This window comes from Pantoea sp. E2023-21, from assembly GCF_051302795.1.
GTDB lineage: Bacteria > Pseudomonadota > Gammaproteobacteria > Enterobacterales > Enterobacteriaceae > Pantoea > Pantoea ludwigii_A.
Window position 1 is genome coordinate 3,883,201 of sequence record NZ_CP195344.1, and the last position, 26,093, is coordinate 3,909,293.

The 26,093-nt window shown below is 56.9% G+C and carries 22 protein-coding genes and 1 other annotated feature; of the genes, 11 read left to right on the forward strand and 11 right to left on the reverse strand.

Annotated elements, in window-relative coordinates:
- Positions 1-4 precede the first annotated feature (4 nt).
- From rbsK to ACRQ84_RS18150, 4 genes are all read left to right on the forward strand, one after another.
- Entirely contained in the window at positions 5-922 is a 918-nt protein-coding gene (rbsK, locus tag ACRQ84_RS18135; RefSeq protein WP_483816765.1) for a ribokinase, read from the forward strand.
- 9 nt (positions 923-931) lie between these two features.
- A complete protein-coding gene (gene fucP / locus ACRQ84_RS18140) occupies positions 932-2,257 on the forward strand; it encodes an L-fucose:H+ symporter permease (RefSeq protein ID WP_483816766.1) in 1,326 nt (441 codons plus the stop codon).
- A complete protein-coding gene (locus tag ACRQ84_RS18145; protein WP_483816767.1) occupies positions 2,254-3,267 on the forward strand; it encodes an aldose 1-epimerase family protein in 1,014 nt (337 codons plus the stop codon). Before fucP ends, ACRQ84_RS18145 begins: the two co-directional genes overlap by 4 nt.
- Positions 3,268-3,713: 446 nt before the next feature.
- Entirely contained in the window at positions 3,714-4,115 is a 402-nt protein-coding gene (locus tag ACRQ84_RS18150) for a hypothetical protein (protein WP_064737645.1), read from the forward strand.
- 121 nt (positions 4,116-4,236) lie between these two features.
- Here ACRQ84_RS18150 and urtE read toward each other — a convergent pair whose 3' ends face one another.
- The 8 genes from urtE to atzF form a co-directional block, all read right to left on the reverse strand.
- A complete protein-coding gene (urtE, locus tag ACRQ84_RS18155) occupies positions 4,237-4,935 on the reverse strand; it encodes an urea ABC transporter ATP-binding subunit UrtE (protein ID WP_064737644.1) in 699 nt (232 codons plus the stop codon).
- A 1-nt stretch (position 4,936) separates the two neighbouring features.
- A complete protein-coding gene (gene urtD / locus ACRQ84_RS18160; protein ID WP_064737643.1) occupies positions 4,937-5,728 on the reverse strand; it encodes an urea ABC transporter ATP-binding protein UrtD in 792 nt (263 codons plus the stop codon).
- Positions 5,721-6,797, reverse strand: coding sequence for an urea ABC transporter permease subunit UrtC (urtC, locus tag ACRQ84_RS18165; RefSeq protein ID WP_064737642.1), 1,077 nt, complete (start codon positions 6,795-6,797; stop codon positions 5,721-5,723). The genes urtD and urtC overlap by 8 nt, the downstream gene beginning before the upstream one ends.
- Positions 6,797-8,362: an urea ABC transporter permease subunit UrtB gene (gene urtB, locus ACRQ84_RS18170; protein ID WP_483816768.1), complete on the reverse strand. Its 1,566-nt coding sequence runs from the start codon at positions 8,360-8,362 to the stop codon at positions 6,797-6,799. The genes urtC and urtB overlap by 1 nt, the downstream gene beginning before the upstream one ends.
- A gap of 93 nt (positions 8,363-8,455) precedes the next feature.
- Positions 8,456-9,724 (reverse strand): urea ABC transporter substrate-binding protein, encoded by a 1,269-nt coding sequence (gene urtA, locus ACRQ84_RS18175; RefSeq protein WP_277976763.1) that lies wholly within the window; start codon positions 9,722-9,724, stop codon positions 8,456-8,458.
- 28 nt (positions 9,725-9,752) lie between these two features.
- Positions 9,753-10,451 carry a GntR family transcriptional regulator gene (locus tag ACRQ84_RS18180; RefSeq protein WP_483816769.1) on the reverse strand — a complete coding sequence of 233 codons (699 nt, stop codon included), beginning with the start codon at positions 10,449-10,451 and terminating at the stop codon, positions 9,753-9,755.
- 9 nt (positions 10,452-10,460) lie between these two features.
- Positions 10,461-14,078 (reverse strand): urea carboxylase, encoded by a 3,618-nt coding sequence (gene uca, locus ACRQ84_RS18185; RefSeq protein WP_483816770.1) that lies wholly within the window; start codon positions 14,076-14,078, stop codon positions 10,461-10,463.
- 2 nt (positions 14,079-14,080) lie between these two features.
- The gene (gene atzF, locus ACRQ84_RS18190; protein ID WP_483816771.1) at positions 14,081-15,877 is read right to left on the reverse strand and encodes an allophanate hydrolase; all 1,797 of its coding nucleotides are present in this window, start codon (positions 15,875-15,877) and stop codon (positions 14,081-14,083) included.
- A 258-nt stretch (positions 15,878-16,135) separates the two neighbouring features.
- Here atzF and sltY point away from each other — a divergent pair, with 258 nt between their 5' ends.
- Both sltY and trpR read left to right on the forward strand, forming a co-directional pair.
- Entirely contained in the window at positions 16,136-18,055 is a 1,920-nt protein-coding gene (gene sltY, locus ACRQ84_RS18195; protein ID WP_483816772.1) for a murein transglycosylase, read from the forward strand.
- A gap of 44 nt (positions 18,056-18,099) precedes the next feature.
- On the forward strand, positions 18,100-18,423 hold the full coding sequence (gene trpR, locus ACRQ84_RS18200) for a trp operon repressor (protein ID WP_064737635.1): 324 nt from the start codon (positions 18,100-18,102) through the stop codon (positions 18,421-18,423).
- Here trpR and yjjX read toward each other — a convergent pair.
- Positions 18,420-18,941 carry an inosine/xanthosine triphosphatase gene (gene yjjX, locus ACRQ84_RS18205; RefSeq protein WP_483816773.1) on the reverse strand — a complete coding sequence of 174 codons (522 nt, stop codon included), beginning with the start codon at positions 18,939-18,941 and terminating at the stop codon, positions 18,420-18,422. The two genes, trpR and yjjX, sit on opposite strands and share 4 nt — an antisense overlap.
- Before the next feature lie 51 nt (positions 18,942-18,992).
- Here yjjX and gpmB point away from each other — a divergent pair, with 51 nt between their 5' ends.
- Positions 18,993-19,640, forward strand: a complete 648-nt coding sequence (gpmB, locus tag ACRQ84_RS18210; protein WP_064737633.1) for a 2,3-diphosphoglycerate-dependent phosphoglycerate mutase GpmB — start codon at positions 18,993-18,995, stop codon at positions 19,638-19,640.
- 38 nt (positions 19,641-19,678) lie between these two features.
- Here gpmB and robA read toward each other — a convergent pair whose 3' ends face one another.
- Positions 19,679-20,557, reverse strand: a complete 879-nt coding sequence (gene robA, locus ACRQ84_RS18215) for an MDR efflux pump AcrAB transcriptional activator RobA (RefSeq protein WP_483816774.1) — start codon at positions 20,555-20,557, stop codon at positions 19,679-19,681.
- A gap of 194 nt (positions 20,558-20,751) precedes the next feature.
- Here robA and creA point away from each other — a divergent pair, with 194 nt between their 5' ends.
- Positions 20,752-21,225 carry a protein CreA gene (creA, locus tag ACRQ84_RS18220; RefSeq protein WP_064737631.1) on the forward strand — a complete coding sequence of 158 codons (474 nt, stop codon included), beginning with the start codon at positions 20,752-20,754 and terminating at the stop codon, positions 21,223-21,225.
- Positions 21,226-21,276: 51 nt separating this feature from the next.
- On the opposite strand, the gene arcA is transcribed toward creA, so the two are convergent.
- Positions 21,277-21,993 (reverse strand): two-component system response regulator ArcA, encoded by a 717-nt coding sequence (gene arcA, locus ACRQ84_RS18225; RefSeq protein ID WP_007884933.1) that lies wholly within the window; start codon positions 21,991-21,993, stop codon positions 21,277-21,279.
- A 589-nt stretch (positions 21,994-22,582) separates the two neighbouring features.
- On the opposite strand from arcA, the gene ACRQ84_RS18230 reads away from it, so the two are divergent.
- The 3 genes from ACRQ84_RS18230 (at position 22,583) to thrA (ending at position 26,093) form a co-directional block, all read left to right on the forward strand.
- Positions 22,583-23,263 (forward strand): tRNA/rRNA methyltransferase, encoded by a 681-nt coding sequence (locus tag ACRQ84_RS18230; protein ID WP_483816775.1) that lies wholly within the window; start codon positions 22,583-22,585, stop codon positions 23,261-23,263.
- A gap of 212 nt (positions 23,264-23,475) precedes the next feature.
- On the forward strand, positions 23,476-23,547 hold the full coding sequence (gene thrL, locus ACRQ84_RS18235; RefSeq protein ID WP_071531027.1) for a thr operon leader peptide: 72 nt from the start codon (positions 23,476-23,478) through the stop codon (positions 23,545-23,547).
- Positions 23,483-23,604, forward strand: a sequence feature (Thr leader region). Its footprint overlaps the gene before it by 65 nt.
- 26 nt (positions 23,605-23,630) lie before the next feature.
- Entirely contained in the window at positions 23,631-26,093 is a 2,463-nt protein-coding gene (gene thrA / locus ACRQ84_RS18240) for a bifunctional aspartate kinase/homoserine dehydrogenase I (RefSeq protein ID WP_483816776.1), read from the forward strand.

Consider the following 26,093-nt stretch of genomic DNA (forward strand, 5'->3'; position numbering starts at 1 on the left):
AACAATGGATATTGCGGTTATTGGGTCAAATATGGTGGACCTCATTACCTATACCAATCAGCTACCTAAAGCGGGCGAAACGCTGGAAGCACCCGATTTTGCCATTGGCTGTGGCGGTAAAGGTGCGAATCAGGCCGTTGCGGCGGCGAAGATGGGCGGCAGTGTGATGATGGTCAGCAAAGTGGGCGACGATCTGTTTGCGCCTAACACCGTGGCCAATCTGCAACAGCAGGGCGTTGATACCCGCTTTGTCACTACCGCGTCCGGCACCTCCAGCGGCGTGGCGCCGATCTTCGTTGACGATCAATCGCAGAACCGCATTCTGATTATCAAGGGCGCCAACCAGCAGCTGAAACCGGCGGATATCGATGCCGCCGCCGAGGCGCTGAAGACATGTAAGTTGATCATCCTGCAGCTGGAGATCCCGCTGGAAACCGTCTATTACGCCATTGATTTTGCCCGTCAGCATGACATCAAAGTGATCCTCAATCCGGCACCGGCGGTGGCGGATCTCAATATCGAATATGCCTGCAAATGCGACTTTTTCATGCCGAATGAAACCGAACTGGAGATTCTCACCGGCATGCCCGTCACCACCGATGAAGAGGTCAAACTGGCGGGACAATCGCTGCTTAAGCGCGGGCTGAAAAACCTGATCATCACGCTGGGCGGACGCGGTTCGCTGTGGATGTCTGGCGACACGGTGCATCAGGTTGCACCGACAGCAGTAAAAGCGGTGGACACCAGCGGTGCGGGCGATGCCTTTATCGGCTGCTTCGCTCACGAACTGGTGAAAAGCGGCGATATCCCGGCCGCGATGGCGCAAGCCTCTGCCTATGCCGCCTGCAGCGTGACCGGTCGCGGCACGCAGCGCTCCTATCCCGACGCGGAAACCTTCCAGCGTTTTCTCAACGTTCACTGAGGTCGAGTTATGCAACCGAACATTGTTCAGCAACCTGATGGCTATTTGAATAAAACGCCGCTGTTTCAGTTCATTTTGCTCTCGTGCCTGTTCCCGTTGTGGGGCTGTGCGGCGAGTCTCAACGATATCCTGATCACCCAGTTTAAAAGCGTGTTCGCGTTGAGCGATTTCGCCAGTGCGCTGGTGCAAAGCGCGTTCTACGGCGGCTACTTCCTGATCGCTATTCCGGCTTCGCTGGTGATCCGCAAGGCCAGTTATAAACTGGCGATTTTGCTGGGGCTGGCGCTGTATATTGTGGGCTGTGTGCTGTTCTATCCCGCTTCGCACATGGCAACTTACACCATGTTCCTGGCAGCAATTTTCGCTATTGCCATTGGGTTAAGTTTTCTGGAAACCGCTGCTAATACCTATAGCTCGATGATTGGTCATCGCGATCATGCCACGCTGCGCCTGAATATCAGCCAGACGTTCTATCCGGTGGGCGCGTTGATGGGCATCGTGCTGGGCAAATATCTGGTGTTCCAGGAGGGCGACAGTCTGGAAAGCCAGCTGGCGGGCATGAATGCTGAACAGGCGCATGCGTTCCGCCTTACCATGCTGGAGCACACGCTGGAGCCGTACAAATATCTGGTCATGGTGCTGGTGGTGGTGATGCTGCTGTTCCTGTTCACCCGCTATCCGCGCTGCAAACCGGAAAGCAGTGAAAAATCCCTGCCGTCGCTCGGCGAGACCTTCCGCTATCTGGCTGCCAATCGTCACTTTAAACGCGGCATTGTGGCGCAGTTCCTGTATGTCGGCATGCAGGTGGCGGTGTGGTCATTCACCATTCGTCTGGCGCTGACGCTGGGTGCTAGCAATGAACGTCACGCGTCTAACTTTATGATTTATAGCTTCATCGGCTTCTTTATCGGTAAATTTATCGCCAACTTCCTGATGACGCGCTTCCGAGCCGAAAAAGTGCTGATCGCCTACTCGCTATTGGGTGTTCTTGCATTGGCGTATGTGATGTTGGTGCCGAACTTCACTGCGGTCTATGCGGCGATCTTTGTCAGCGCGCTATTTGGTCCATGCTGGGCGACGATCTATGCCGGTACGCTCGCCACCGTCGATAACAAATACACCGAAGTGGCGGGGGCGTTTATCGTGATGTCGATTGTCGGCGCTGCCTTTATTCCAGCGATTCAGGGCTTCGTCTCCGATCATGTGGGATCGATGCAGCTGGCGTTTGGCGTGTCGCTGCTGTGCTTTGCCTGGGTGGGTTATTTCTTCTGGGGCGAGCTGCGCCATAAAAAGCAGGCTGAAGCGGCCGGTCGTTTAGTCGAGGAGATGCCATGAAAACCCGTTTACCGTTACGTCGTGAACAGTTCCATGACACGCCGAGCACGCTACTGCGCAATGAGACGTTCCACGTCGTGCTGTTTCGCTACCCAGCGGGCGTGGAAGCGGTGCGCATCAGCAACCCACGCGGCACGTTGATCGTATTGCCGTTTTACGGCCAGATGGTGTGGGACGCCCACTTTGACGGCCATTCGCTGGCCATGGGTCACAGCTTTAAGCAGCCGCTGCCCGGCAGTTCGATCATTGATACCTACGGTTGTTTTGCTTTCCATTCTGGCCTGCTGGCCAACGGCTGCCCAGCGGCAGACGACGATCATCCGCTGCACGGCGAAATGGCCTGCGCGCGCATGGACAGCGCGTGGATTGTGCTGGAAAACGATCGCCTGTCGCTGGAGGGTGAAACCGAGTATGTGAAGGGCTTCGGCCATCATTATCTTGCCGCACCTGCGGTACGCATTGAGGCCAATGCTGCCCGCTTACATATCGAGATGAACGTCACCAATCTGGCCGGTGCGCCAATGCCGCTGCAGTACATGTGCCATCTCAATAGCGCGTGGATTGAGCAGGGCCGGTTTCAGCAATCGATCCCGACGGATGCGTTTCAACTGCGCACCTCGATCCCGGCGCACGTCAAGCCGACGCCACAGTGGCGCGCTTACACCGATAAACTGGCCGCCGATCCGCAGGCATTTCAGCAGTTGGATCAGCCCGAGATGTGCGATCCGGAGATCGTGTTTTTCGCTGATGATCTTCAGCAGTATGGCGATGAGATGCAGTTTGAGTTGCACGCGCCGCAGGGCTTTGCCCTGATGACGCGCTTCTCCAGCCAGCAATTCCCGCACGCTACGCGCTGGATGCTGCATAACCGCGATCAGCAGGTCGCCGCCTACGTGCTGCCGGCCACTTGCCGCCCGGAAGGATTCAAAGCAGCACAGCGCGCCGGCACCTTGATGGAACTGGCCCCCGGCGAACAGCGCCACTTCAGCGTTGAGACCGGAATTTTATAGGTATAGCTGCCAACATTTGCACTGAACGTAGCGGCGCAATTTATTGCGCGCATTTGACCTGTATATTGCGCAATAAATTGCGCCGCTACGGTATGTGCGATGTTTTTTCCAGTCCTTAACTGATCGGTATTAGTCTTTTGGTCGTCATTTTAGGAAAAATAGTATTACTGATGTTGGCATTTTAAACGTCTTAATTAACTATTTTATTTCATCGTTCAAGCCATCTCTTCTTTCCTGATTTTAATACGCGAATGATATAGATCAAATAATGTAATAACCGGCTATGCATTATGGATATCTAATTTTATGACGCACCCAGGAAGGGTGTATGGCATTTGTTCCGCTAGGACCTGGCACATCTAAACCGCGCTGGGGAAAGTGGTATCATTTTCCTCCCTATGGCGATGACCCAACAGACCAACGCAATATACGCGAAGGAATCGAGTATGCTAAACAGCACGGTTATTAAAAGGTTTCACTTTATACTGACTCTTCTTTTGCTCGTTATTATTATTTTTTTAGTCATAGGAAATGAAAATCCACACAGTAATGATGTGTTGAAACGAAGTCAAAAAATCAATCAATCTTTATGGCTTTATATGACAGAATATAATGCTGGGGGAGCCACCGTTCCTGTTGTTTATCGCTACTATTTAACAAGTGAGATTACAGGTGATGATCAGCAGATTCTAAAGAAACTTAAAACACTTGAACCTCTCATTGAAGGCGTTGGATCTATCCATTCAATTAATATCGCATCTGATGGTAATGTCACTTTCGGATGGAGTGGGAAAATCGTTGCAGTAAGCAATAAAGTGGGCAAGGCGGATTTTGAATTTGAACAGTAATTAAAATGTTGTACTGATTTAAACGCGTTTGATCCCCACCCCTTCAAATCGCTAAATTTAATAAAGCACTGCAATGTTTAGAAGCGGCCGTTAGGCCGCCCATTTGTATTCATCAACGCAATCAAATCGCCACCAATCCCCGCACGCCGTCGGCTTCCATGCTGGATCCGGCACCGCGCTGCACGATCTCGCCGCGTGACATCACCAGATAGCTGTCGGCCAGTTCGGCGGCGAAATCATAAAACTGCTCCACCAGCAAGATCGCCATATCGCCGCGCTGCGCCAGCTGGCGGATCACCGCGCCGATCTCCTTGATCACCGAGGGCTGGATCCCTTCGGTGGGTTCATCGAGGATCAACAACGTTGGTTTGCAGGCGAGGGCGCGGCCAATCGCCAGCTGCTGCTGCTGGCCGCCTGACAGATCGCCGCCGCGTCGCGCTTTCATCTCACGCAGCACCGGGAACAGCTGGTAGATCTCCTCCGGCACCGCTTTGGCCTGGGTGCCAGAAAAACGCGCCAGCCCCATCAGCAGATTCTCTTCTACCGTCAAACGCGGGAAGATTTCGCGCCCCTGCGGCACATAAGCGATGCCCGCCTGCACGCGCTGGTGCGGTTTGCGGCTGTTAATCACTTTATCCTGCCAGCGAATTTCGCCGGACTTAGCCGGAATCAGCCCCATCAGGCATTTCAGCAGCGTGGTTTTGCCCACGCCGTTGCGTCCCAGCAGGCAGGTGATTTCACCCGCTTTGGCCTCAAACGACAGGCCGCGCAAAATGTGGCTGCCGCCGTAATATTGATTCAGTTCCGCCACTTGCAGCATGTTAGCGCCCCAGATAAACGTCGATAACCCGATCGTCCGCTTGCACTTCGCGTAACGATCCCTCGGCCAGCACCTGGCCCTGATGCAGCACGGTCACGTGATCGGCAATGGTTTCGACAAAGCCCATGTCGTGCTCAACCACCATCAGTGAATGCTTCCCGGCGAGACTGCGAAACAGCTCGGCGGTGTATTCGGTTTCGGCATCGGTCATGCCCGCCGCCGGTTCATCCAGCAGCAGCAGATGCGGGTCCTGCACCAGCAGCATACCGATTTCCAGAAACTGCTTCTGACCGTGCGACAGCAAACCGGCTTTGCGCTGACGCTCGCCGCCCAGCCGCAACAGTTTCAGTACCTCATCAATGCGATCCTGCTGCTCGCCGTTCAGCCGTGCGCGCAGGCTGGCCCACACCGATTTGTCATTTTTCAGCGCAATTTCCAGATTCTCAAACACCGTGAGCGCTTCAAATACCGTAGGTTTCTGGAATTTGCGGCCAATGCCGGCGCGCGCGATCTCCACGGGCGACATTTTAGTGAGATCGGTATCCTGGTCGTAGATCACCTGACCGTTGTCCGGTCGGGTTTTACCGGTGATCACATCCATCAGCGTGGTTTTGCCCGCGCCGTTGGGGCCGATCACGCAGCGCAGTTCTCCGACGCCGATCTTCAGTGAAAGATCGGTTAGCGCGCGGAAGCCATCGAACGACACGTTGATCTTCTCCAGCTGCAATACCGGATCGCTTTGTTGGCGATGGCGATCTGAAGGATGAGGTTGGGTAAACAGGTGTTCAGTCATCACGCCTCCGGCGCAGCAGGCCAATCACGCCACGCGGCAGGAACAGCGTGACCAGGATAAACATCAGGCCGAGGAAGAACAGCCAGTATTCCGGGAAGGCGACGGTAAACCAGCTCTTGGCACCGTTGACGATGGCGGCACCGAGCAGCGGACCAATCAGCGTGCCGCGTCCGCCCAGCGCCACCCAAATCGCCGCTTCAATCGAGTTGGTCGGCGACATTTCACTCGGGTTGATAATGCCGACCTGCGGTACATAGAGCGCACCCGCCAGTCCGCACAGCACCGCCGAGAGCGTCCAGACAAACAGCTTGAAGCCTTTGGGATCGTAACCGACGAACATCAGGCGATTTTCCGCATCGCGCACTGCCGTCAGCACCCGGCCAAACTTGCTGCGTGCCAGCGCGAAGCCAATGCCGAGGCTTACCAGCAGCAGCAGCACCGTCGCGACAAACAGCCCGATGCGCGTGCCGGTGGCGGTGACATTAAAGCCGAGTAGCGTGGTGAAGCCGGTAAAACCGTTGTTGCCGCCGAAGCCGGTTTCATTGCGGAAAAACAGCAGCATACCGGCGTAGGTCAGCGCCTGCGTCATGATTGAGAAGTAGACGCCTTTGATTTTCGAGCGGAAGGCGAAGAAGCCAAACACCAAGGCCAGCACACCCGGCACCAGCATGATCAGGCACAGCGCCCAGGCAAAATGCTGCGTGCCGGCCCAGAACCACGGCAGTTCGCTCCACGAAAGGAAGGACATAAACGCCGGCAAGCCGTCGCCAGATGCCTGACGCATCAGATACATGCCCATGGCATAGCCGCCGAGCGCGAAGAACAAACCGTGACCGAGCGACAGCAAACCGGCGTAACCCCACACCAGATCGAGCGCCACCGCGACCACGGCATAACAGAGAATTTTGCCAACCAGCGTCAGCGTGTAGGTGGAGATCGCCAGCGGATGCGTGGCGGGCAGCAGGGCGCAGAACGGCAGCGCCAGCAGCAGCACGGTGATCACCACGCCAAGGCTGAGGGTCAGGCGCGGCGCTTTGCGCGCCATGGTTAACGTCATTGGCTGGCTCATCAGTCAATCACCCTCCCTTTGAAGGCAAACAGGCCCTGCGGACGTTTCTGGATAAACAGCACGATCAGCACGAGGATGAGGATTTTACCCAGCACCGCGCCAATCTGCGGTTCCAGCACTTTGTTGAGAATGCCGAGACCAAATGCGGCCACCACGGTGCCCGCCAGTTGGCCGACGCCGCCCAATACCACCACGAGGAAGGAGTCGATGATGTAGCCCTGGCCGAGTTCCGGCCCAACGTTGCCGAGCTGTGATAACGCCACGCCGCCGAGTCCGGCGATGCCCGAACCAAGGCCAAACGCCAGCATATCGATGCGTCCGGTAGGTACGCCGCAGCAGTCAGCCATCGCACGGTTTTGCGTGACCGCGCGTACGCTGAGGCCGAGGCGGGTTTTATTCAGCAGCAGCCAGGTCAGCCCCAGCACGGCAAACACGAACAGAATCACCGCAATGCGGTTGTACGGCAGCACCAGATTTGGCAGCAGCTGCAGCCCGCCGGAGAGCCAGCTTGGGTTAGCCACTTCCAGGTTCTGCGCGCCAAATAGCATGCGTACCAGCTGAATCAGCATCAGGCTGATGCCCCATGTCGCGAGCAGGGTTTCCAGTGGACGACCGTACAGATGGCGGATGATGGTGCGCTCCAGCAACATGCCCATGCAGGCGGTGACCAGAAACGCTACCGGTAGCGCCAGCAGCGGATACCAGGCCAGCCACTGCGGCGCAAACTGTTGAAACAGACTTTGTACAAACCAGGTGGCGTAAGCGCCGAGCATCAGCATTTCGCCGTGCGCCATATTGATCACGCCCAGCAGCCCGTAGGTGATCGCCAAACCGAGTGCCGCCAGCAGCAAAATCGATCCCAGCGACAAACCGGTAAACGCCTGGCCGAGCAGATCGCCCCACATCAGGCGCTGTTTAATCTGTTTTAGGCTGGCGGTGGCGGCGTCACGTACGTTGGCATCGGGTTCATTACTCGCCTGGGTTAAGCGGTTGAGGCTGGCCTGCATATTGGGATCGCTGGATTCACCGAGCAGTTTGACGGCTTTAAGGCGCAGCGCCGCATCCGGGCTGGCGAGTTGCAGGTTGGCTGCTGCCATCAGCAGCACCGCGTGTACCTGCGTGTCTTTCTCGCTGGCGAGGCGCTGCTCAATCAATGGCAGCAGGTCGGCGACGCCGTCGTTTTGCAGCTGTTGCGCCGCGCGTAAGCGGATCGCCGGATCCTCACTCACCAGCTGGTGGGCGGCGAGGGCGCTGGCGATCAATACGCGCAGCCGGTTATTCATAAACAGCTTTTTAGTCGCGCCGCTGGGCTGTTGCGCGCTGTCGAGCGGCTGCAATGTCTCGCCCTGTTTGCTGAACGGCTGTTGTTTTTGGTCGATGACCACAGTTTCATTGCGCAACGCGGCGAGCAGCGGCAAGCGGCTGGCCTGCGGTGCGGCGGCCCACTGTTGCAGCAGCGTGGCTTGTTGGGTGCGGCTGGCGGCTGCGAAGTCTGCGCCAGCGCCCGCCTGGGCGAGCCAGGGCAGCAGTAACAGCAGACAGCAGAGATAACGGCGAATTGTCATGGTTCTGGCCCTGATGGAGATTGAGGTCGCCATTAATGGCGACCCTACTGCACGGTTAATGTAGGGGGCGCCATTTATGGCGACCGCTATCGCTTACTGCGTTGATTTCACCGGATGATCGGGCTTCTTGTCGTTACCCGCGATGTACGGGCTCCACGGCTGGGCGCGCACCGGTTGCTCGGTTTGCCACACCACGTTGAACTGGCCGTTCTCTTCCACTTCACCAATCATTACTGGCTTGTGCAGGTGATGGTTGGTTTTATCCATGGTCAGGGTAAAACCGTCCGGCGCTTTGAAGGTCTGGCCCGCCATTGCGGCGCGCACTTTGTCTACATCGGTGGTGCCGGCTTTCTCAACCGCCTGCGCCCACATATGCAGGCCCACGTAGGTGGCTTCCATCGGATCGTTAGTCACCACGGTATTGGCGTTCGGCAGATTGTGTGCCTTGGCATAGGCGCGGTAATCCTTCACAAACTGCGCGTTAGTGGGGTTATCCACCGACTCGAAGTAGTTCCACGCCGCTAACTGGCCGACCAGCGGTTTAGTGTCGATGCCGCGCAACTCTTCCTCGCCGACAGAGAAGGCGATGACCGGAATATCGGTGGCTTTAATGCCCTGGTTCGCCAGCTCTTTGTAGAACGGTACGTTGGAGTCGCCGTTGATGGTGGAGATCACCGCGGTTTTACCCCCGGCAGAGAACTTCTTAATGTTGGAGACAATGGTCTGGTAATCGCTGTAGCCAAACGGCGTATAGACCTCTTCGATGTCTTTATCCTGCACGCCTTTAGTGTGCAGGAAGGCGCGCAGGATCTTGTTGGTGGTACGCGGATAGACGTAGTCGGTGCCCAGCAGGAAGAAGCGTTTAGCGCTGCCGCCATCTTCACTCATCAGGTATTCCACTGCCGGAATCGCCTGTTGGTTCGGCGCGGCACCGGTATAAAACACGTTCGGCGACATCTCTTCGCCTTCGTACTGCACCGGATAGAACAGTAGGCCGTTCAGCTCCTCAAACACCGGCAGCACCGATTTGCGCGATACCGAGGTCCAGCAACCGAACACCGCTGCCACTTTATCCTGCGTCAGCAGCTGACGCGCTTTTTCGGCAAACAGCGGCCAGTTAGACGCGGGATCCACCACCACCGGTTCCAGTTTTTTGCCGAGCACGCCGCCTTTGGCGTTGATCTCATCGATGGTCATCAGCGCCACGTCCTTCAGCGGCGTTTCGGAGATCGCCATGGTGCCGGAAAGCGAGGACATAATGCCCACCTTGATGGTGTCAGCAGCCTGTGCCGCGAAGGCAAAGCCCATGCTGGCGACAGAGGCAGAGAGCGCAAAAGCCTTGAGCAACGAACGTCTTTTCATCAGTAAACCCCTAACTGTGTTTATGTTGTTATTCAATGGGTTGAAGTCGAGCCTGCTGTAACATATGCAATGTGATCTTTCTGACCTCAGCCTTACTGACGGCGATGTGGTCGGTTAAAATGCGCTGCGCCTCCTCGGTCTGTTGCTGGAAAATCGCCCGTAAAATCTGGGCGTGTTCGCGGTATGTCGCCTCCATTCGGTCGTCACGGGTGAAATCGAGACGACGAATGATGCGAATCTTTTCGGTCAATTCGGCGTGAATGCGCGCCATCTCCTGATTGCCCGCAGCGGCCACCAGCGCCATGTGAAAGGCTTCATCCTGCGCGGAGACCGCTTTGCCATCGGCCAGCGGCGGCGCATCAATCCAGAAGCTTTTCAGCGCGGTAAGCATGTCGATGCATTGTGGTGCGGGCAGCGCGCACAGGCGGCGCACCGCTTCGCACTCCAGCACGGTGCGGAAGTCGTACAGCTCTTCGAAATATTCGAAGTCGAACGGCTTCACCTGCCAGCCGCTGCGGAACCACACTTCGACGTAGCCCTCGCGCTCCAGCCAGAACAGCGCCTGACGTACCGGTGTGCGGCTGACGTCCAGCCGATCGGCAATTTCGTTTTCGCTGAAGCGGTCGCCCGGCATCAGGCGGAACTCGAAAATGTCCTGCTTCAGCGCCTGATAAACCTTTTCGGCCAGCGCTTCAGGACGGCCTTTGCTACGCGGGCTCGTGTTCATACCAACTCCTTATTCCAGCCACAGCAGGGCATCGCCCGGACTCACCGGACGTCCCGCCTGGCAGGCAATGCGTTTCACTTTGCCGGCCTGTGGCGCGACAATCGCCAGTTCCATCTTCATCGCTTCCACGATGATCAGCGTTTGACCGGCTTCCACCACGTCGCCCGGCTGTACCAGCACTTTCCAGATGTTGCCGTTCATATCGGCGCACACCGCCAGCGCATCGTCGTCGGCTTCCGCCACCTCCAGCGTCTCTTCACTGGTGAGTGGCGCGTTCTGCTCTTCCTGCGCCCACAGCGTCACTTCCTGTTCGAAGGCGGTGGACTGGCGCTGACGGAAATCGCTGATCGACGCGGCATTTTCCGCCAGGAACTGGTGATGAGCGGCGAAGTCGAATACCGTTTCTTCGATGCGCACCGTAGCGCGGCCTTCGCGGAAGTCATCGCGCAGCTGCGTCAGTTCATCTTCCGTTACCGGGTAGAAGCGCACCTGATCGAAGAAGTGCAGCAGCCACGGCTCGTCGGCGGCGAACTGCGGGTTTTTGAGGAACTTGTTCCAGATCGGCAGGGTGCGGCCCACCAGCTGATAGCCGCCCGGGGAATCCATGCCGTAGATGCACATGTACATGCCGCCAATGCCGACGGTGCCTTCGGCGGTGAAGGTGCGCGCCGGGCTGTATTTGGAACTGAGCAGGCGATGGCGCGGATCGATCGGCACCGCGCACGGCGCGCCGAGATAGACATCGCCGAGACCGAGAATCAGGTAGCTGGCGTCAAAGATCGTGTCGCGCACCGCTTCGCGGCTGGCTAAACCATTAATACGCTGAATAAAATCAACGTTGTTCGGCAGCCACGGCGCGCTGGCACGCACGGTTTCTTTGTAGCGTTCGACTGCGCCGAGCGTGGCGCTGTCTTCGAATGCCATCGGTAGCCAGACAATGCGTGACGGCACTTTCAGCTGGCTGACATCGCCCAATCCGCTTTCCAGCTCCAGCAGCAGCTGCATTAGCTGTTTCTGGCTGAGGATCAGGCTGTCGTAGCGCACCTGCAATGAGCGCACGCCAGGCGACAGCTCTTCCACGCCCGGCACCGCGCGTTCACGCAGCGCATTCATCAGCAGATGCACGCGCAGACGCAGCGCCAGATCCAGCACGTTGTCGCCGTACTCAATCAGCACATATTTGTCGCCCGCCTGACGATAGACCGCCGCGGGCGTGGTGGCCGTGGCCGGTAACGCCGCCAGCAGAGTCGCGGAACCGATAGCGCTGGCCGCTAAAGAGGGCACCGCAAAGGCGGGTGCGTGCGCGCTGCGCAGGGTGGCTACGCTGTGCGCCTGGGCTTTTTCCAGCGCCACCGCTTCGTCGGCGCTGATCGGGTGGAAGCGAATTTTATCACCTGGTTTCACCTGGCCCACTTTCCACAGCTCGGCTTTAGCGATGGTCACCGGACAGACGAAGCCGCCGAGGCTGGGGCCGTCGTGCGTCAGAATCACCGGGAAGTCGCCGGTGAAGTTCACCGCGCCGATGGCATATTCGCAGTCATGCACGTTAGAGGGGTGCAGGCCGGCTTCGCCGCCGTTGGCGCGCGTCCACGTCGGTTTCGGGCCAACCAGGCGCACGCCGAGGCGGTTGGAGTTGTAGTGCACCTGCCAGTCGCTGGCAAAGAACTCATCAATCGCCGCCTGAGTAAAGAAATCCGGTGCGCCGTGCGGTCCGTATAGCACGCCAATGCGCCATTCGCTGCCGTAGTGTGGCACCAGTGCATGATCGAGCGGCTGCGGTGCGCTGACCGGCGCGGGCGTGGTGCAGGCCGCCAGCTGCGGCTGGGAGATCGGCAGCATATCGGCAACGCGCAAGGTGCGTCCGGCGTGGCCGCCAAACTGGCCGAGCGAGAAAGTGGAGCGGCTGCCGAGATATTCCGGCACGTCGAAGCCGTTGCGCACCGCTAAATAGGTGCGGCAACCGTGTTGTGCGCGGCCTAATGTCAGGGTTTGTCCCGCTTTGACGCTGATAGGTTGCCAGTAGGCGATGCTGTCGCCATCGAGAGTGGCCGGGCAATCCGCACCGGTTAAGGCGATTACCGCCTCGCTGTGGAAGCGCAGCGTCGGGCCTTGCAGGGTAAATTCGAGGCCCGCAGCGCTATCGTGGTTGCCGACAATGCGGTTCGCCAGGCGGAAGGCGAAATCGTCCATCGGGCCGGACGGCGGCACGCCGATATCCCAGTAGCCGAGGCGGCCCGGGAAATCCTGAATGCTGCTGAAGGTGCCGGGTTGCAGCACTTCAATCACGCTGGCGGAGGGGGTGAAGCTGTCGAGGAAGCGCGTCCACACCTTGCCGCTGCGGAACGCCTCGGTGGCGACGATCTGGCGCAGATAGTCGAGGTTGCTGGCGATGCCGTGCAGTTGCGTGGCGTCGAGCGCCTGCTGCATCTTCGCCAGCGCCGCTTCGCGCGTTTCAGCATGCACGATCAGTTTGGCGACCATCGGATCGTAAAACGCCGAGACTTCGGTGCCGGTGTCGATCCAACCATCAACGCGCACATCGTCCGGGAAGCCAACGTGGGTCAGCACGCCGGGGCTGGGCTGGAAGTTTTTCAGCGGATCTTCCGCGTAAATGCGCACTTCGATTGACGCGCCCTGTGGGGCTTGCTGCAGTTGCGCCCAGTCGATGGCATCGCCCGCGGCGACTTTCAGCATGCACTCCACCAGATCGAGGCCGGTGACGCATTCGGTGACCGGATGTTCCACTTGAAGGCGGGTGTTCACTTCGAGGAAGTAGAACGCATCCTGCTCGGCATCGTAGATGTATTCCACCGTACCGGCGCTGCGATAATTCACCAATTCGCCGAGGCGCACCGCCGAAGAGAGCAGCGCTTCACGCGTCGCCTGCGGCAGATTCGGTGCCGGGGTTTCTTCCACCACTTTCTGGTTGCGACGTTGCAGCGAGCAGTCGCGTTCGCCGAGGGCGATCACTTTGCCGCTGCCGTCGCCAAAAATCTGCACTTCAACGTGGCGCGCGCGGTCGATACAGCGCTCTAAAAACACGCCCGCATCGCTAAAGAACTGCTCGCCAAGACGACGCACGCTCTCCCACGCATTGCGCAGCGCATCGGCATCGGCACAGCGCGTCAGGCCGATGCCACCGCCGCCCGCGGTGCTTTTCAGCATCACCGGATAACCGATGGTGTCGGCGGCGCTCAGCGCGTCATCCAGCGAATTCAACAGCGGCGTGCCCGGCGTCATCGGCACGCCCGCGCTGGCAGCTAACTCACGCGCGCGGTGTTTCAGGCCAAACTCGCCAATCTGCTGCGCGGTCGGGCCGACAAAGGCGATACCGGCTTTTTCACAGGCATCGGCAAACGGCAGGCTTTCTGAAAGAAAACCGTAGCCCGGCCAGATGGCTTCGGCACCGGTTTCCTGCGCGGCGGCGAGTATTTTATCGATGCGTAAATAGCTGTCGCTGGCTTTGTCGCCGCCGAGAGCGATGGCCACATCGGCTTCTTTGACGTGGCGCGCATTGCGATCGGCATCGGAATAGACGGCAACGCTTTTCACGCCGAGGCGTTTTAAGGTGCGGATGGCACGGCAGGCAATTTCGCCGCGGTTAGCAATCAGAACGGTGCTGAACATGCTTATTTACTCCCCTGAGAAGCCAGCCAGTTGCGCCAGCCGCCAAATTCGGTAATTTCCAGCGCCTGCGACAGCACCGCCGGTTCACAGATAAAGCCTTTAACGCTGCGTCCATCGGCCAGTGTTAACGAGCCAATGCCGAGCGGGGCGGGGATTTCCGCCACGAACTCGCCAAAGCGCGCCAGCGGGATATCCCACAGCTCAACGGTGATCGCCGCACCGCTCTCGCCGCGCAGCAGGCCGGGTTTTTTGATCGGGCCATCGAGCAGGGCAAACAGGCGATAGTTGCTGGCGGTTTGTGTCTCTTCCACCAGCACCGCCTGACGCGTGGTGAGCTGGAAGTTAAGCGGCATGCCGGTGAGATGTGCGCCCACCACCGCCACGCGCACGTGATCGGCAGAAACCGGCAACGTTACCGATTCAACAGGCTGGGCTTTGCCAGTGGCGCCGAGCGGCAGCGCCATCTGCTGCTGCCAGCGGATACCGAAACCGGCCAGCGCACGATCCTGCCAGGCGGGCGCAATCAGCGTGATGCCCGCCGGTAAACCATCGGCGCGGAATGAGGCTGGCAGCGCCAGCGCGCTGAGATCGGCAAGGTTAGTGAAGTTGGTGTAGGTGCCGAACTGCGAGTTGTAGTGCACCGGCTCCTGCTGCATTTCTGCCAGCGTGTGGATGGTGGGAGAAGTCGGCACCACCAGCGCATCGAACTGCGCCAGCGTTTGCTGGATCTGGCGCGTCAGTTCGGCGCGCAGGTATTCCGCCTGATAGGCTTCCACCGCCGTATATTTCAGGCCGCTGCTGACAATGCCAAACACCACTGGGTCCATCTCTTCCGGGCGATTGATCATCTCGCCCACCGCCACGGTGCGCTCGGCGACCCACGGGCCGTAATAGAGCTGCTCGGCCAGCTGGTGGAACACGGAGAAATCGATGGGATGCAGCGTCGCGCCGCCCGCTTGTAACTGCGCCAGCGCGGCCAGCCATGCGGCTTCGGCCTGCTGGTCGCCGAAGAATTCGGGCGTAGCGGGAATGGCGAAATCGGGCTGCGCTTTGAAACTGGCGGGCGCGGTATGCGGATTGCTGCGCGAATAGGCATCGCCGGCATCATAACCGCCTGCGGCCGAGGCCACGGCAAAGGCATCTTCCACCGTTAATGCGAACACGGAGATGGTGTCGTTCAGGCGGCAAGCCGGCACCACGCCGCTGGCGGAGAACCAGCCTTTGGTCGGTTTGAGGCCGACGATATTGTTGAAACCGGCCGGTACACGGCCGGAACCGGCGGTGTCGGTGCCGAGCGAGAAGCCGACCAGGCCGCGCGCCAGCACCGATGCGGAACCGGAGCTGGAGCCGCCGCTGACGTAATCTGGATTGAAGGTGTTGCTCACCGCACCAAACGGCGAACGGGTGCCGACTAAACCGGTGGCGTATTGGTCGAGGTTGGTTTTGCCAATCACTACGGCGCCCGCGGCTTTGAGCTGTGCAACGACAAAGGCATCGGCGGCGGCGGTGTAGGTGAAGGCCGGGCAGGCGGCGCTGGTCGGCCAACCGGCGACATCAATATTGTCTTTCACTGCAAACGGTACGCCGAATAGCGGCAGCGCGGCGGGATTACGCTGGTAGCTCGCCAGCAGCGGTTCAATTTGTGCCTGCAGCTGCGCGGGCGTGGCGAGGTAGAGCCAGGCGTTATCCTGCGGGTCGATTGCTTCGAGATGTGCCGCCAGCAGCGCGCTAATGTGCTGTGGATCCTGTTGGTAACTGCGTTGCCAATCCTGGAGCGTAAAGCCAAAGGTCGATGCCATGAATGAATTCCAACTGGTATACAAGATGGAATTCAACAGAGCAAAGCGCGTGCCATTTTTGTAACTCGATGAAAGCGCGTAGTTAATTGATGTGTAATAAGTTTTTCTGATGATAAATTGCACAGCGACGGCGCAAACCGTGCGCAATGGCGGTGCGCGAGCGTAAATTTTGTGAAGAACATGGCAAGAGGCGGTTGGCCTGGTTAGCATGAAGGAAGTCTGGCATGAGCTGGATCGCAGCACTGAGAGGAGAGCGTAATGGAGAAGTGGCGTTACTGGATGCTAGGGATCTGTCTGGTCAGCACGGCCAGCAGCGCATGGGCCGATTCACTGGATCAGCAGCGAGAGCGCTATGCGCAAATCAAGCAGGCCTGGGATAACAAACAGATGGACCAGGTGACGCAGCTGATGCCAACGCTGCAGGATTATCCGCTCTATCCGTATCTGCAATACCGGCTGCTGGCGCAGGATCTCGATCAAGAGACGCCGCTGGCGGTGAAAAACTTTATTCAACAGTATCCCACGCTGCCACCGGCGCGCTCGCTCTCAACGCGCTTTGTGAATGTGCTGGCCAATCGTCAGGACTGGCAGGGCGTGCTCAGCTTCAGCCCGGATGAGCCGAAACCGGTGCAGGCGCGCTGTAACTGGTACTACGCCAAGTGGGCGACCGGCCAACAGCAAGCGGCGTTTGCCGGGGCGAAAGAGATTTGGCTGCGCGGCACCGCCTTGCCTAATGACTGCGACAAGCTGTTCTCGGTATGGCAAGCCAGCGGGCAACTTTCGCCGATCACCATTCTGGAGCGCATCCGTCTGGCGATGAAAGCCGGCAATGACAGCCTGGTAAACTATCTTGCGAAAATGCTGCCGGCGGATTATCAAACCACCGCCAGCGCGCTGATTGCGCTGCAGCAGAATCCGCAAACCGTCACCACCTTTGCCAGCAGCATGGGCCCCACCGATTTCACCCGCATGGCGACCAGCTACGCTTTCGCCCGCGTGGCGCGTGAGGATATGGATAATGCGCGCATGATGATTCCGCAGCTGGTGCAGGCGCAGAAGATGAGCCAGGCCGATGAGCAGGATCTGAAAGAGACCGTGGTGTGGCGCATGATGGGCGCGGATCTCACCAGCGAGCAGGCGCGCTGGCGTGATGCGGTGGTGATGAACAGCGAATCTACCGCGCTGGTGGAGCGTCGCGTACGTCTGGCGCTGAGCCAGAACGATCGTCGTGGTCTGAATACCTGGATCGCACGTTTGCCAGTGGAAGCTAAAGAGAAAGATGAGTGGCAATACTGGCAGGCGGATTTGCTGATTTCGCAAGGTCGTAAAGAGGAGGCTAACGATATTCTGCGTAAGCTGATGCAGGCGCGCGGCTTCTATCCGATGGTGGCGGCGCAGCGTTTGGGCGTCGAGTATCCGTTGCAGGTCGATAAGGCACCGGCAGCGGACAACAGCGTGGTGCAGGGTGCCGAGATGGCGCGCGTGCGCGAGCTGATGTATTGGGGATTGGATAACCTGGCGCGCAGCGAATGGGCCAATCTGATCGCCAGCAAAACCCATGCGCAGCAGCAGATGTTGGCGCGTTACGCCAACGAGCAGGATTGGTGGGATCTCAGCGTGCAGGCCACTATCACCGCGAAAATGTGGGATAGCCTGAAAGAGCGCTTCCCGCTGGCGTGGCAAAATCTTTATCAGCAATACACCAGCGATAAAGGCATTCCACCGAGTTACGCGATGGCGATTTCGCGTCAGGAGAGCGCGTGGAACCCAAAAGCGCGTTCACCGGTGGGCGCCAGCGGATTGATGCAGGTGATGCCCGGCACGGCCACGCATACCGTGAAGATGTATAACATTCCCGGCTATGTAAACAGCAGCCAGCTACTGGATCCGCAGACCAATATTCAGATCGGTACGCAGTATCTGGAGTATGTCTATCAGCAGTTTGGGCAGAACCGCATCTTCGCCTCGGCCGCTTATAACGCGGGCCCAGGACGCGTGCGCAGCTGGCAGAAAACCAGTGGGGGCAATCTGGATGCTGTGGCGTTTATCGAGACCATTCCGTTCTCAGAAACGCGTGGCTACGTGAAAAACGTGCTGGCCTACGATGCCTATTACCGTTACTTCATGGGCAAACCGGACAAGATTCTCGCCGACAGTGAGTGGAATCGCCAGTATTGACTGTGCTATGCTTCCGTACTCGTTAATGAGTACGGAAGCCCTTCATGAGCCCACCCCTTTCTTCCCAGCCGGAATCGGCTCAGCCTGTTGAAGATAACTGGCTGCGTTTTATCGAACTGATGCAAAACGCCTTTGCCGATGGCGTGGCGCTGCCGTTGTTACACCTGATGATGACGCCGGATGAACGTGAATCCTTTGGTACGCGTTTGCGCATTATTGAAGAGTTGATGAACGGCGATTTGAGTCAGCGTGAACTGAAGAATGAGTTGGGCGTCGGCATCGCCACCATTACGCGCGGCTCCAATAGTCTGAAAGAGGCGCCGCCAGAGCTAAAACGCTGGCTGGAAGCGCGTCTCGGCCGCGATTAACGCTGGCTGTACAGCGGATGCGTGAACGGACATAGCGCCAAAATTAACGCCTGATGATAGACGCTGGAGCGGCTCAGCAGGCCGTGCGTAAAGGCACCGATCGCGCCACCTTTGTGTTTGATATTCTCCACGCCGGTTAAGCGTGCCATCTCATCACCCAATTCATGCCCGGCCGCTAAGCCATCCACAACAATCGGCGGCAGCGTAAAGCTGGCCGAACGCGATTCCCCGCGCTGCTGCGCGTTTTCAATCACCATCCATGCAAAGGCGCAATCGCCTTCAATGCCCGCTTCAATCGCCACCCAATAATCGGCCTGCGGACGTTCCTGACGGGCGTTTGTTACGCGTTGACGTGCGCCAGTTCGCGTTTCGGCATCACTGAGTGGCTGGGCTGCAACGCCGCTCTCGACCTCAACCCCTTCAATGTGGCAGGATCCTTCGCCGAAAACGTCGTTGAACGCCTGAGCAATCGCGCGAATTTTTGCCGGGTTGATGGTGGCTGCGACAACGTGGTACATAATTGGTTGAACCCTCGAGGCAAATTTGTCGCAGTATAACGGAAATTAAGCATGCTACAGGTCTATCTTGTTCGTCACGGTGAAACGGTATGGAATGCGGCTCGACGCATTCAGGGGCAGTCTGACAGCCCGTTAACGGAAAAAGGTGAGCAGCAGGCGCATCAAGTGGGCGAGCGTGTGAAATCGCTGGGCATTACCCACGTGATTGCCAGCGATTTAGGGCGTACACGTCACACGGCAGAAATTATTGCCGACGCGTGTGGCTGCACCGTTACGCTCGATGCGCGTCTGCGTGAGCTCAACATGGGCTGCCTGGAACAACGTCCACTCGATGGTTTAACGGAAGAAGAGGAAAACTGGCGCAAAACGCTGGTGGATGGCACCACGGCGGGGCGTATCCCGGGTGGCGAATCAATGGCGGAGATGGCGGCGCGTATGCATGAAGCGCTGAATGCGCTGCTGGAATTGCCTGCTGGTAGCCGTCCGCTGATTGTCAGCCACGGTATGGCGCTCGGCGTGCTGGTCAGCACCATTCTCGGCTTGCCTGCGCATGCGGAACGGCGTTTGCGTCTGCGCAACTGCTCGATCTCTCGCGTGGATCATCAGCAGAGCGCATGGCTGGCGGCCGGTTGGGTGGTGGAGACGGCGGGCGATGTCTCGCATCTGGATGCGCCCGCGCTGGATGAGTTGCAGCGCTGAAAGTGTGGTCGCCAGGAATGGCGACCCTACTGATATGACTAATTATTTTGCGGACGAATCGGAATCAGGTATTCGCAGCGGATTTCCGTTGGCGGCTCGCTGCGCTTCTTGCCACCGTGCGTGAAGAAGCGCTCGATGTCTTGCCCCTGACGACGCACTAAACCGAGCGTTGGCATGCAGGTTCCGTACAGCAACAGGATGAATTCACCCAAGGCGCTACGCGCACCGTTGTAGGTAAACTGCACGTAATCCCCGGCTTCCAACACCACGCTCTGATTCGACTGCATGCTTTTTGCCAGCTGATCGGCGGGTACTGCAGTGGTGTAGAGAATCTCTTGCTCATCATCCTTTTCATGGCTGGCACGTACCTGGTGCAGGCCATACAGCACCGGCGGCACCGTGTCGGTTTCCAGCAGGAACTGCTTCCAGAAATGCATGCGCATCTCATCGCGGTAGGTGGAAATCTGTTCCAGCGTGCAAGAGTAGCTCTGCGTTTGACCGACCAGCACCGTTTCCGGCAGCGTGACAAATTGGGCTTCCGGGATGCTGTTATCGTCGAGACGAATCGGCGGGCGAATGCCAAACGAGTTCCACTCCGATGAGCGACGATACCAGGCGGGCGTTTGATTGAACTGCTTTTTGAACGCACGGGTAAACGTTTGCTGTGAATCGAAGCGATATTGTAGAGCGATGTCGAGGATTGGCCGACTGGTCAGGCGTAGCGCCACCGCGGCTTTCGACAGCCTACGCGCGCGAATATACGCGCCAATGGCGTGGCTGGTTACTTCCTTGAACATCCGCTGCAGATGCCATTTGGAATAGCCTGCTTTCTGCGCAACGTTATCTAATGAAAGCGGTTGATCCAGATGGCTCTCCAGCCAGACAAGCAAATCGCGAATGATACCGGCTTGGTCCATAAAACATCCTCATAACTCTCTGGTGGCGCAACTATGAAGTCGTCGAATAATAGCACGAAATGCACAAAAGCGTGGGGGCGGTTTGCTAATCGAGTGTGCTAAATCAATGCGGGTTAAAACCCGTTTAGGTTTGGTTCTCGGTTCGATTGACAGTACATTACAGTCTCATCTATTCGATTGGCAATGGTAACTCAATGACAATAGCTCGTATTCTTATAATCACGCTGGCAACTTATGTGTTCAGCGCTGGCGTTCAGGCCGAAGAAATCGGCTCAGTTGACACGGTGTTCAAGATATTTGGCCCCGACCATAAAATCGTGGTCGAAGCCTTCGATGATCCCGATGTAAAAAATGTAACCTGTTATATCAGCCGGGCAAAAACCGGCGGAATTAAAGGGGGACTAGGTTTAGCGGAAGACACGTCCGACTCGGCCATCTCCTGTCAACAGGTGGGACCGGTAGAGCTTAGCGAGAAAATCGCACAAGGCAAGGCGCAGGGTGAAGTGGTATTCAAAAAACGTACATCGCTGGTGTTTAAGAAGTTGCAGGTGGTACGTTTCTTTGACCAGAAACGTCATGCGCTGGTGTATTTAAGCTACTCCGATAAGGTGGTCGACGGCTCGCCGAAGAATGCGCTGAGTGCCGTGCCGATTATGCCGTGGCATTAATACAGGCATAAAAAAACGCCCTGACGGGCGTTTTTTCTTTCAACTCAACTCTTAATCCTGCAGTTCGCCGCAGAAGCGGTAACCTTCGCCGTGAATAGTGGCGATGATTTCTGGCGTGTCTGGCGTGGATTCGAAATGCTTACGGATGCGGCGGATGGTGACATCTACGGTGCGGTCATGCGGTTTCAGCTCGCGACCGGTCATCTTCTTCAGCAAATCGCCACGCGTTTGAATTTTGCCTGGATTCTCGCAGAAGTGCAGCATGGCGCGGAATTCACTGCGCGGCAGCTTGTACTGATCGCCGTTCGGGCTGATCAGTGAACGGCTGTTAATATCCAACTCCCAGCCGTTAAAGCGATAGCTTTCAACCTGGCGGCGCTCTTCACTCGGCATGGCCAGATTCATGGTGCGCGACAGCAAATTGCGGGCACGAATCGTCAACTCACGCGGGTTGAAGGGTTTGGTGATGTAATCATCGGCACCAATTTCCAGACCGAGAATTTTATCCACTTCATTATCACGACCTGTCAGGAACATCAGCGCAACGTTTGCTTGTTCACGCAGTTCGCGTGCTAACAGCAAACCGTTTTTACCTGGCAGGTTAATATCCATAATCACCAGATTGACGTCATTTTCCGTCAAAACCTGATGCATCTCGGCGCCGTCGGTGGCTTCATAGACCACGTAACCTTCTGCCTCAAAAATACTTTTGAGGGTGTTACGCGTGACCAGTTCGTCTTCAACGATAAGAATGTGCGGGGTCTGCATGTTTCGCTACCTAAAATTTGCCAACAAATCGAAAACAGGGCGTACGACGGTTACGCTATTTTGCTGTAACCGGTATACGAAATAATCTTCGGAATACACCATCCATCTACGTCAACTTCAGTGTTAGCTCAGCCAGTCAGGATGGATATTTGCACGCCCCGAGGATATCGGACAGGCGCTCATCCTAACCGTATTAACAGCAACCTAACAGCACCAACAACAACCGATAAGCATAAAAACAACGCTTCGTTGACTTATATCAAATGCAAGTGTAGCACGTTAACACTTTTATGAAAAACTTCTCCAGGATTGCTAGTTTAGCTCACAAAAAGCAGCATTTTTGCTACATTTATACCTTATACAATCAAAACTGAAACCCGCGAAAAATTATATTTTAATAATATGAAAAAAAAGGGTTTTATATTAAATAGGCCTTATAATTTTGCTTATGCCCGCGAATTTCTACGCTCGCTGGATTTATCCCTCTTTTAACATCGTTAACATCTTATTTTCTCTGTTTAGCGCATTTGGTATTTTCTCGCCTGCATGCCAACATAATGCGAGTTGTTAACAGTTCGATGGAAAAATCATGCATTTCCCCTTAATCCTTGTCTCTCCCGCCCGTCCGGAAAATATCGGTGCGGCTGCCCGTGCCATGAAAACAATGGGATTCAGCGAGCTGCGCATTGTCGCGAGTGATGCCTGGCAAGATCCTGCCGCGCGTCGTGTCGCGCACGGGGCCGGTGAGATCCTTGATAACGTCAAGACCTTTGCCACGCTGAGCGAGGCGCTGAAAGATGTCGACTTCTCAGTGGCGACCACTGCTCGCAGCCGTGCGAAGTTCCGCTATTACGCCACGCCGACGCAGGTCGAAAACATCCTGCAGGAGAAGCGCCAATGGCTGAGCCGTATCGCGCTGGTGTTTGGCCGTGAAGACAGCGGCTTAACCAATGAGGAGCTGGATCAGGTCGATCTGTTAACCGGCATTCCAATGGCAAATGATTATCCGTCGCTGAATCTTGGCCAGGCGGTGATGGTGTATTGCTATCAACTCTCGGCACTCAATCAGATCGCGGCTGAGACCGCGGAAGTGGCGAATGAGCATCAGCTGCAAGCATTACGTCAACGCTTTCATCAGTTGCTGGTCAGGTTGGAGGTCAGCGATGACGTGAAAATGGCTGACTGGATCGATCAACGTATCGGTCTGCTGGAACAGCGTGACAGTGCCATGCTGCATCGCTTGTTACACGATGTAGAAAAAAACTTATAGATAATTGCTCGGATAAATCCTGAGTTGCTAGTGACAGATCGGGGAAACCGCGCCATCCGCTGAACGATTCCGATACGAATCGCGCCAGCAAGCGCAGCACTGCGCTGCGGGCAGAGCGGCGCGGCTAAGACAAATTCGTTGACTTAACGTGCGCTTTGCTTTACTTCTGGAAGGCAGACGGACAAGACAAAGACAGACAGAAAAAAATCTAAATGCGTAAACTCAGCCTGAACACCACAATTATTATTACCACCACCATTACCACAGGTAACGGTGCGGGCTGACGCATACAGGAAAAACAAAGAAAAAGCCCGCACCTAAACAGTGCGGGCTTTTTTTTCGGCAAAAATTCAGGAGAGCTTCAAATATGCGAGTGCTGAAATTCGGCGGAACCTCAGTAGCCAATGCGGAACGTTTTCTCCGTGTGGCGGACATTCTGGAAAGCAATGCACAACAGGGACAGGTCGCGACCGTTCTCTCTGCACCAGCAAAAATTACCAACCATCTGGTGGCGATGATTGAGAAAACCATCAGCGGCCAGGACACGTTACCGAATATCAGCGATGCCGAACGTATTTTTGCCGACCTGCTGCAAGGCTTGCGTGACGCGCAGCCAGGCTTTGATTATGACGGACTGAAAACCCGCGTTGAGCTGGAGTTTGCGCAGCTGAAGCAAGTGCTGCACGGTATCAGCCTGCTGGGCCAATGCCCGGACGCCGTCAACGCCGCCATCATCTGCCGTGGCGAGAAACTGTCGATTGCCATTATGGAAGCGCTGCTGCAGGCGCGCGGCCACAAAGTGACCGTTATCGATCCGGTGGAGAAACTGCTGGCGATTGGTCATTACCTCGAATCCACCGTCGATATTGCCGAATCCACGCGTCGCATCGCTGCCAGCCAGATTCCGGCCGATCACTTTATTCTGATGGCCGGTTTCACTGCCGGCAATGAGAAGGGCGAGTTAGTGGTACTGGGCCGTAACGGCTCTGACTATTCTGCCGCCGTGTTGGCTGCTTGCTTGCGTGCGGACTGTTGTGAAATCTGGACTGACGTCGACGGCGTGTATACCTGCGATCCGCGTCAGGTGCCGGACGCGCGCTTACTGAAATCGATGTCGTATCAGGAAGCGATGGAGCTCTCCTACTTCGGCGCCAAAGTTTTGCATCCTCGCACTATCGCGCCGATCGCCCAGTTCCAGATTCCTTGCCTGATCAAAAATACCGCTAACCCGCAAGCGCCGGGTACCTTGATCGGTGGTGAAGGCGAGCTGGATGAAAATCCGGTTAAAGGCATCACCAACCTGAATAACATGGCGATGTTCAACGTTTCGGGTCCGGGCATGAAAGGCATGGTGGGCATGGCGGCGCGCGTCTTCGCGGCGATGTCACGTACCGGCATTTCGGTGGTGCTGATCACCCAATCTTCTTCGGAATACAGCATCAGCTTCTGCGTACCGCAAAGCGAGCAGGCGCGGGCCCGTCGCGTGCTGGAAGAGGAGTTCTATCTGGAGCTGAAAGATGGCTTACTCGATCCGCTGGACGTATTGGAACAGCTGGCGGTGATTTCAGTGGTTGGCGATGGCATGCGTACGCTGCGCGGCATCTCGGCCAAATTCTTCTCGGCGCTGGCGCGCGCGAATATCAATATCGTGGCAATTGCTCAGGGCTCGTCTGAGCGTTCCATCTCGGTCGTCGTGAGCAACGATGAAGTCACCACTGGCGTACGTGTGGTGCACCAGATGCTGTTCGCCACCGATCAGGTGATTGAAGTGTTCGTGGTGGGCGTCGGCGGTGTTGGCGCGGCGCTGCTGGATCAGCTGCATCGTCAGCAGACGTGGCTGAAACAGAAGCATATCGATCTGCGCGTGTGCGGTATCGCTAACTCGCGTGCGTTGTTAACCAACGTGCATGGTATCGATCTCAGCAACTGGAAGGCGGAACTCAGCGAAGCCAAAGAGCCGTTCAACCTGGGGCGTCTGATTCGTTTGGTGAAGGAGTATCATTTGCTGAACCCGGTGATCGTCGATTGTACCTCTAGCCAGGCGGTCGCCGATCAATATGCGGATTTCCTCGGCGAAGGTTTCCACGTAGTGACGCCGAATAAAAAGGCCAATACCTCGTCGTGGAATTACTACCAGCAGATGCGTGCGGCCGCAGAGAAATCGCGCCGTAAGTTCCTGTATGACACCAACGTCGGCGCCGGTTTGCCGGTGATCGAAAACCTGCAAAACCTGATGAATGCCGGTGATGAACTGATTAAGTTCTCCGGTATTCTCTCGGGCTCGCTCTCCTTTATCTTCGGCAAGCTCGATGAAGGCGTTTCGTTGTCGGAAGCGACCAAAATGGCACGTGAGATGGGCTTTACCGAGCCGGATCCGCGTGACGATCTCTCCGGCACTGATGTGGCGCGGAAGCTGCTGATTCTGGCGCGTGAAGCCGGGCATCAGCTGGAGCTGAGCGATATCGACATCGAACCGCTGCTGCCCGCCAGCCTGACGGATATCGCCGACGTTGAGCAGTTTATGGAACGTCTGCCAGAACTGGATAACGCCTTTGCCGCGCGCGTTGCCAAAGCACGTGACGAAGGTAAAGTATTACGCTTTGTTGGCGCGATTGAAGAAGGCGGCGTCTGCAAAGTGAAGATTGATGCGGTGGACGGCAACGATCCGCTGTACAAAGTGAAAAACGGTGAGAATGCACTGGCATTCTACAGCCGCTACTATCAGCCAATCCCGCTGGTTCTGCGTGGATATGGTGCAGGGAATGATGTCACAGCGGCTGGCGTGTTTGCCGACCTGTTGCGTACGCTGTCGTGGAAGTTGGGAGTTTGA

Excerpts from the sequence above, each read along its gene's own strand:
- urtB (WP_483816768.1), bottom strand. The coding sequence starts at position 8,362 with ATGACAATTCGCCGTTATCTCTGCTGTCTGCTGTTACTGCTGCCCTGG.
- urtA (WP_277976763.1), bottom strand. The coding sequence starts at position 9,724 with ATGAAAAGACGTTCGTTGCTCAAGGCTTTTGCGCTCTCTGCCTCTGTC.
- creA (WP_064737631.1), top strand. The coding sequence starts at position 20,752 with ATGACAATAGCTCGTATTCTTATAATCACGCTGGCAACTTATGTGTTC.
- ACRQ84_RS18230 (WP_483816775.1), top strand. The coding sequence starts at position 22,583 with ATGCATTTCCCCTTAATCCTTGTCTCTCCCGCCCGTCCGGAAAATATC.
- arcA (WP_007884933.1), bottom strand. The coding sequence starts at position 21,993 with ATGCAGACCCCGCACATTCTTATCGTTGAAGACGAACTGGTCACGCGT.
- trpR (WP_064737635.1), top strand. The coding sequence starts at position 18,100 with ATGAGCCCACCCCTTTCTTCCCAGCCGGAATCGGCTCAGCCTGTTGAA.
- sltY (WP_483816772.1), top strand. The coding sequence starts at position 16,136 with ATGGAGAAGTGGCGTTACTGGATGCTAGGGATCTGTCTGGTCAGCACG.
- rbsK (WP_483816765.1), top strand. The coding sequence starts at position 5 with ATGGATATTGCGGTTATTGGGTCAAATATGGTGGACCTCATTACCTAT.
- gpmB (WP_064737633.1), top strand. The coding sequence starts at position 18,993 with ATGCTACAGGTCTATCTTGTTCGTCACGGTGAAACGGTATGGAATGCG.
- urtE (WP_064737644.1), bottom strand. The coding sequence starts at position 4,935 with ATGCTGCAAGTGGCGGAACTGAATCAATATTACGGCGGCAGCCACATT.
- uca (WP_483816770.1), bottom strand. The coding sequence starts at position 14,078 with ATGTTCAGCACCGTTCTGATTGCTAACCGCGGCGAAATTGCCTGCCGT.
- atzF (WP_483816771.1), bottom strand. The coding sequence starts at position 15,877 with ATGGCATCGACCTTTGGCTTTACGCTCCAGGATTGGCAACGCAGTTAC.
- yjjX (WP_483816773.1), bottom strand. The coding sequence starts at position 18,941 with ATGTACCACGTTGTCGCAGCCACCATCAACCCGGCAAAAATTCGCGCG.
- urtD (WP_064737643.1), bottom strand. The coding sequence starts at position 5,728 with ATGACTGAACACCTGTTTACCCAACCTCATCCTTCAGATCGCCATCGC.
- ACRQ84_RS18145 (WP_483816767.1), top strand. The coding sequence starts at position 2,254 with ATGAAAACCCGTTTACCGTTACGTCGTGAACAGTTCCATGACACGCCG.
- ACRQ84_RS18150 (WP_064737645.1), top strand. The coding sequence starts at position 3,714 with ATGCTAAACAGCACGGTTATTAAAAGGTTTCACTTTATACTGACTCTT.
- robA (WP_483816774.1), bottom strand. The coding sequence starts at position 20,557 with ATGGACCAAGCCGGTATCATTCGCGATTTGCTTGTCTGGCTGGAGAGC.
- thrA (WP_483816776.1), top strand. The coding sequence starts at position 23,631 with ATGCGAGTGCTGAAATTCGGCGGAACCTCAGTAGCCAATGCGGAACGT.
- urtC (WP_064737642.1), bottom strand. The coding sequence starts at position 6,797 with ATGAGCCAGCCAATGACGTTAACCATGGCGCGCAAAGCGCCGCGCCTG.
- fucP (WP_483816766.1), top strand. The coding sequence starts at position 932 with ATGCAACCGAACATTGTTCAGCAACCTGATGGCTATTTGAATAAAACG.
- ACRQ84_RS18180 (WP_483816769.1), bottom strand. The coding sequence starts at position 10,451 with ATGAACACGAGCCCGCGTAGCAAAGGCCGTCCTGAAGCGCTGGCCGAA.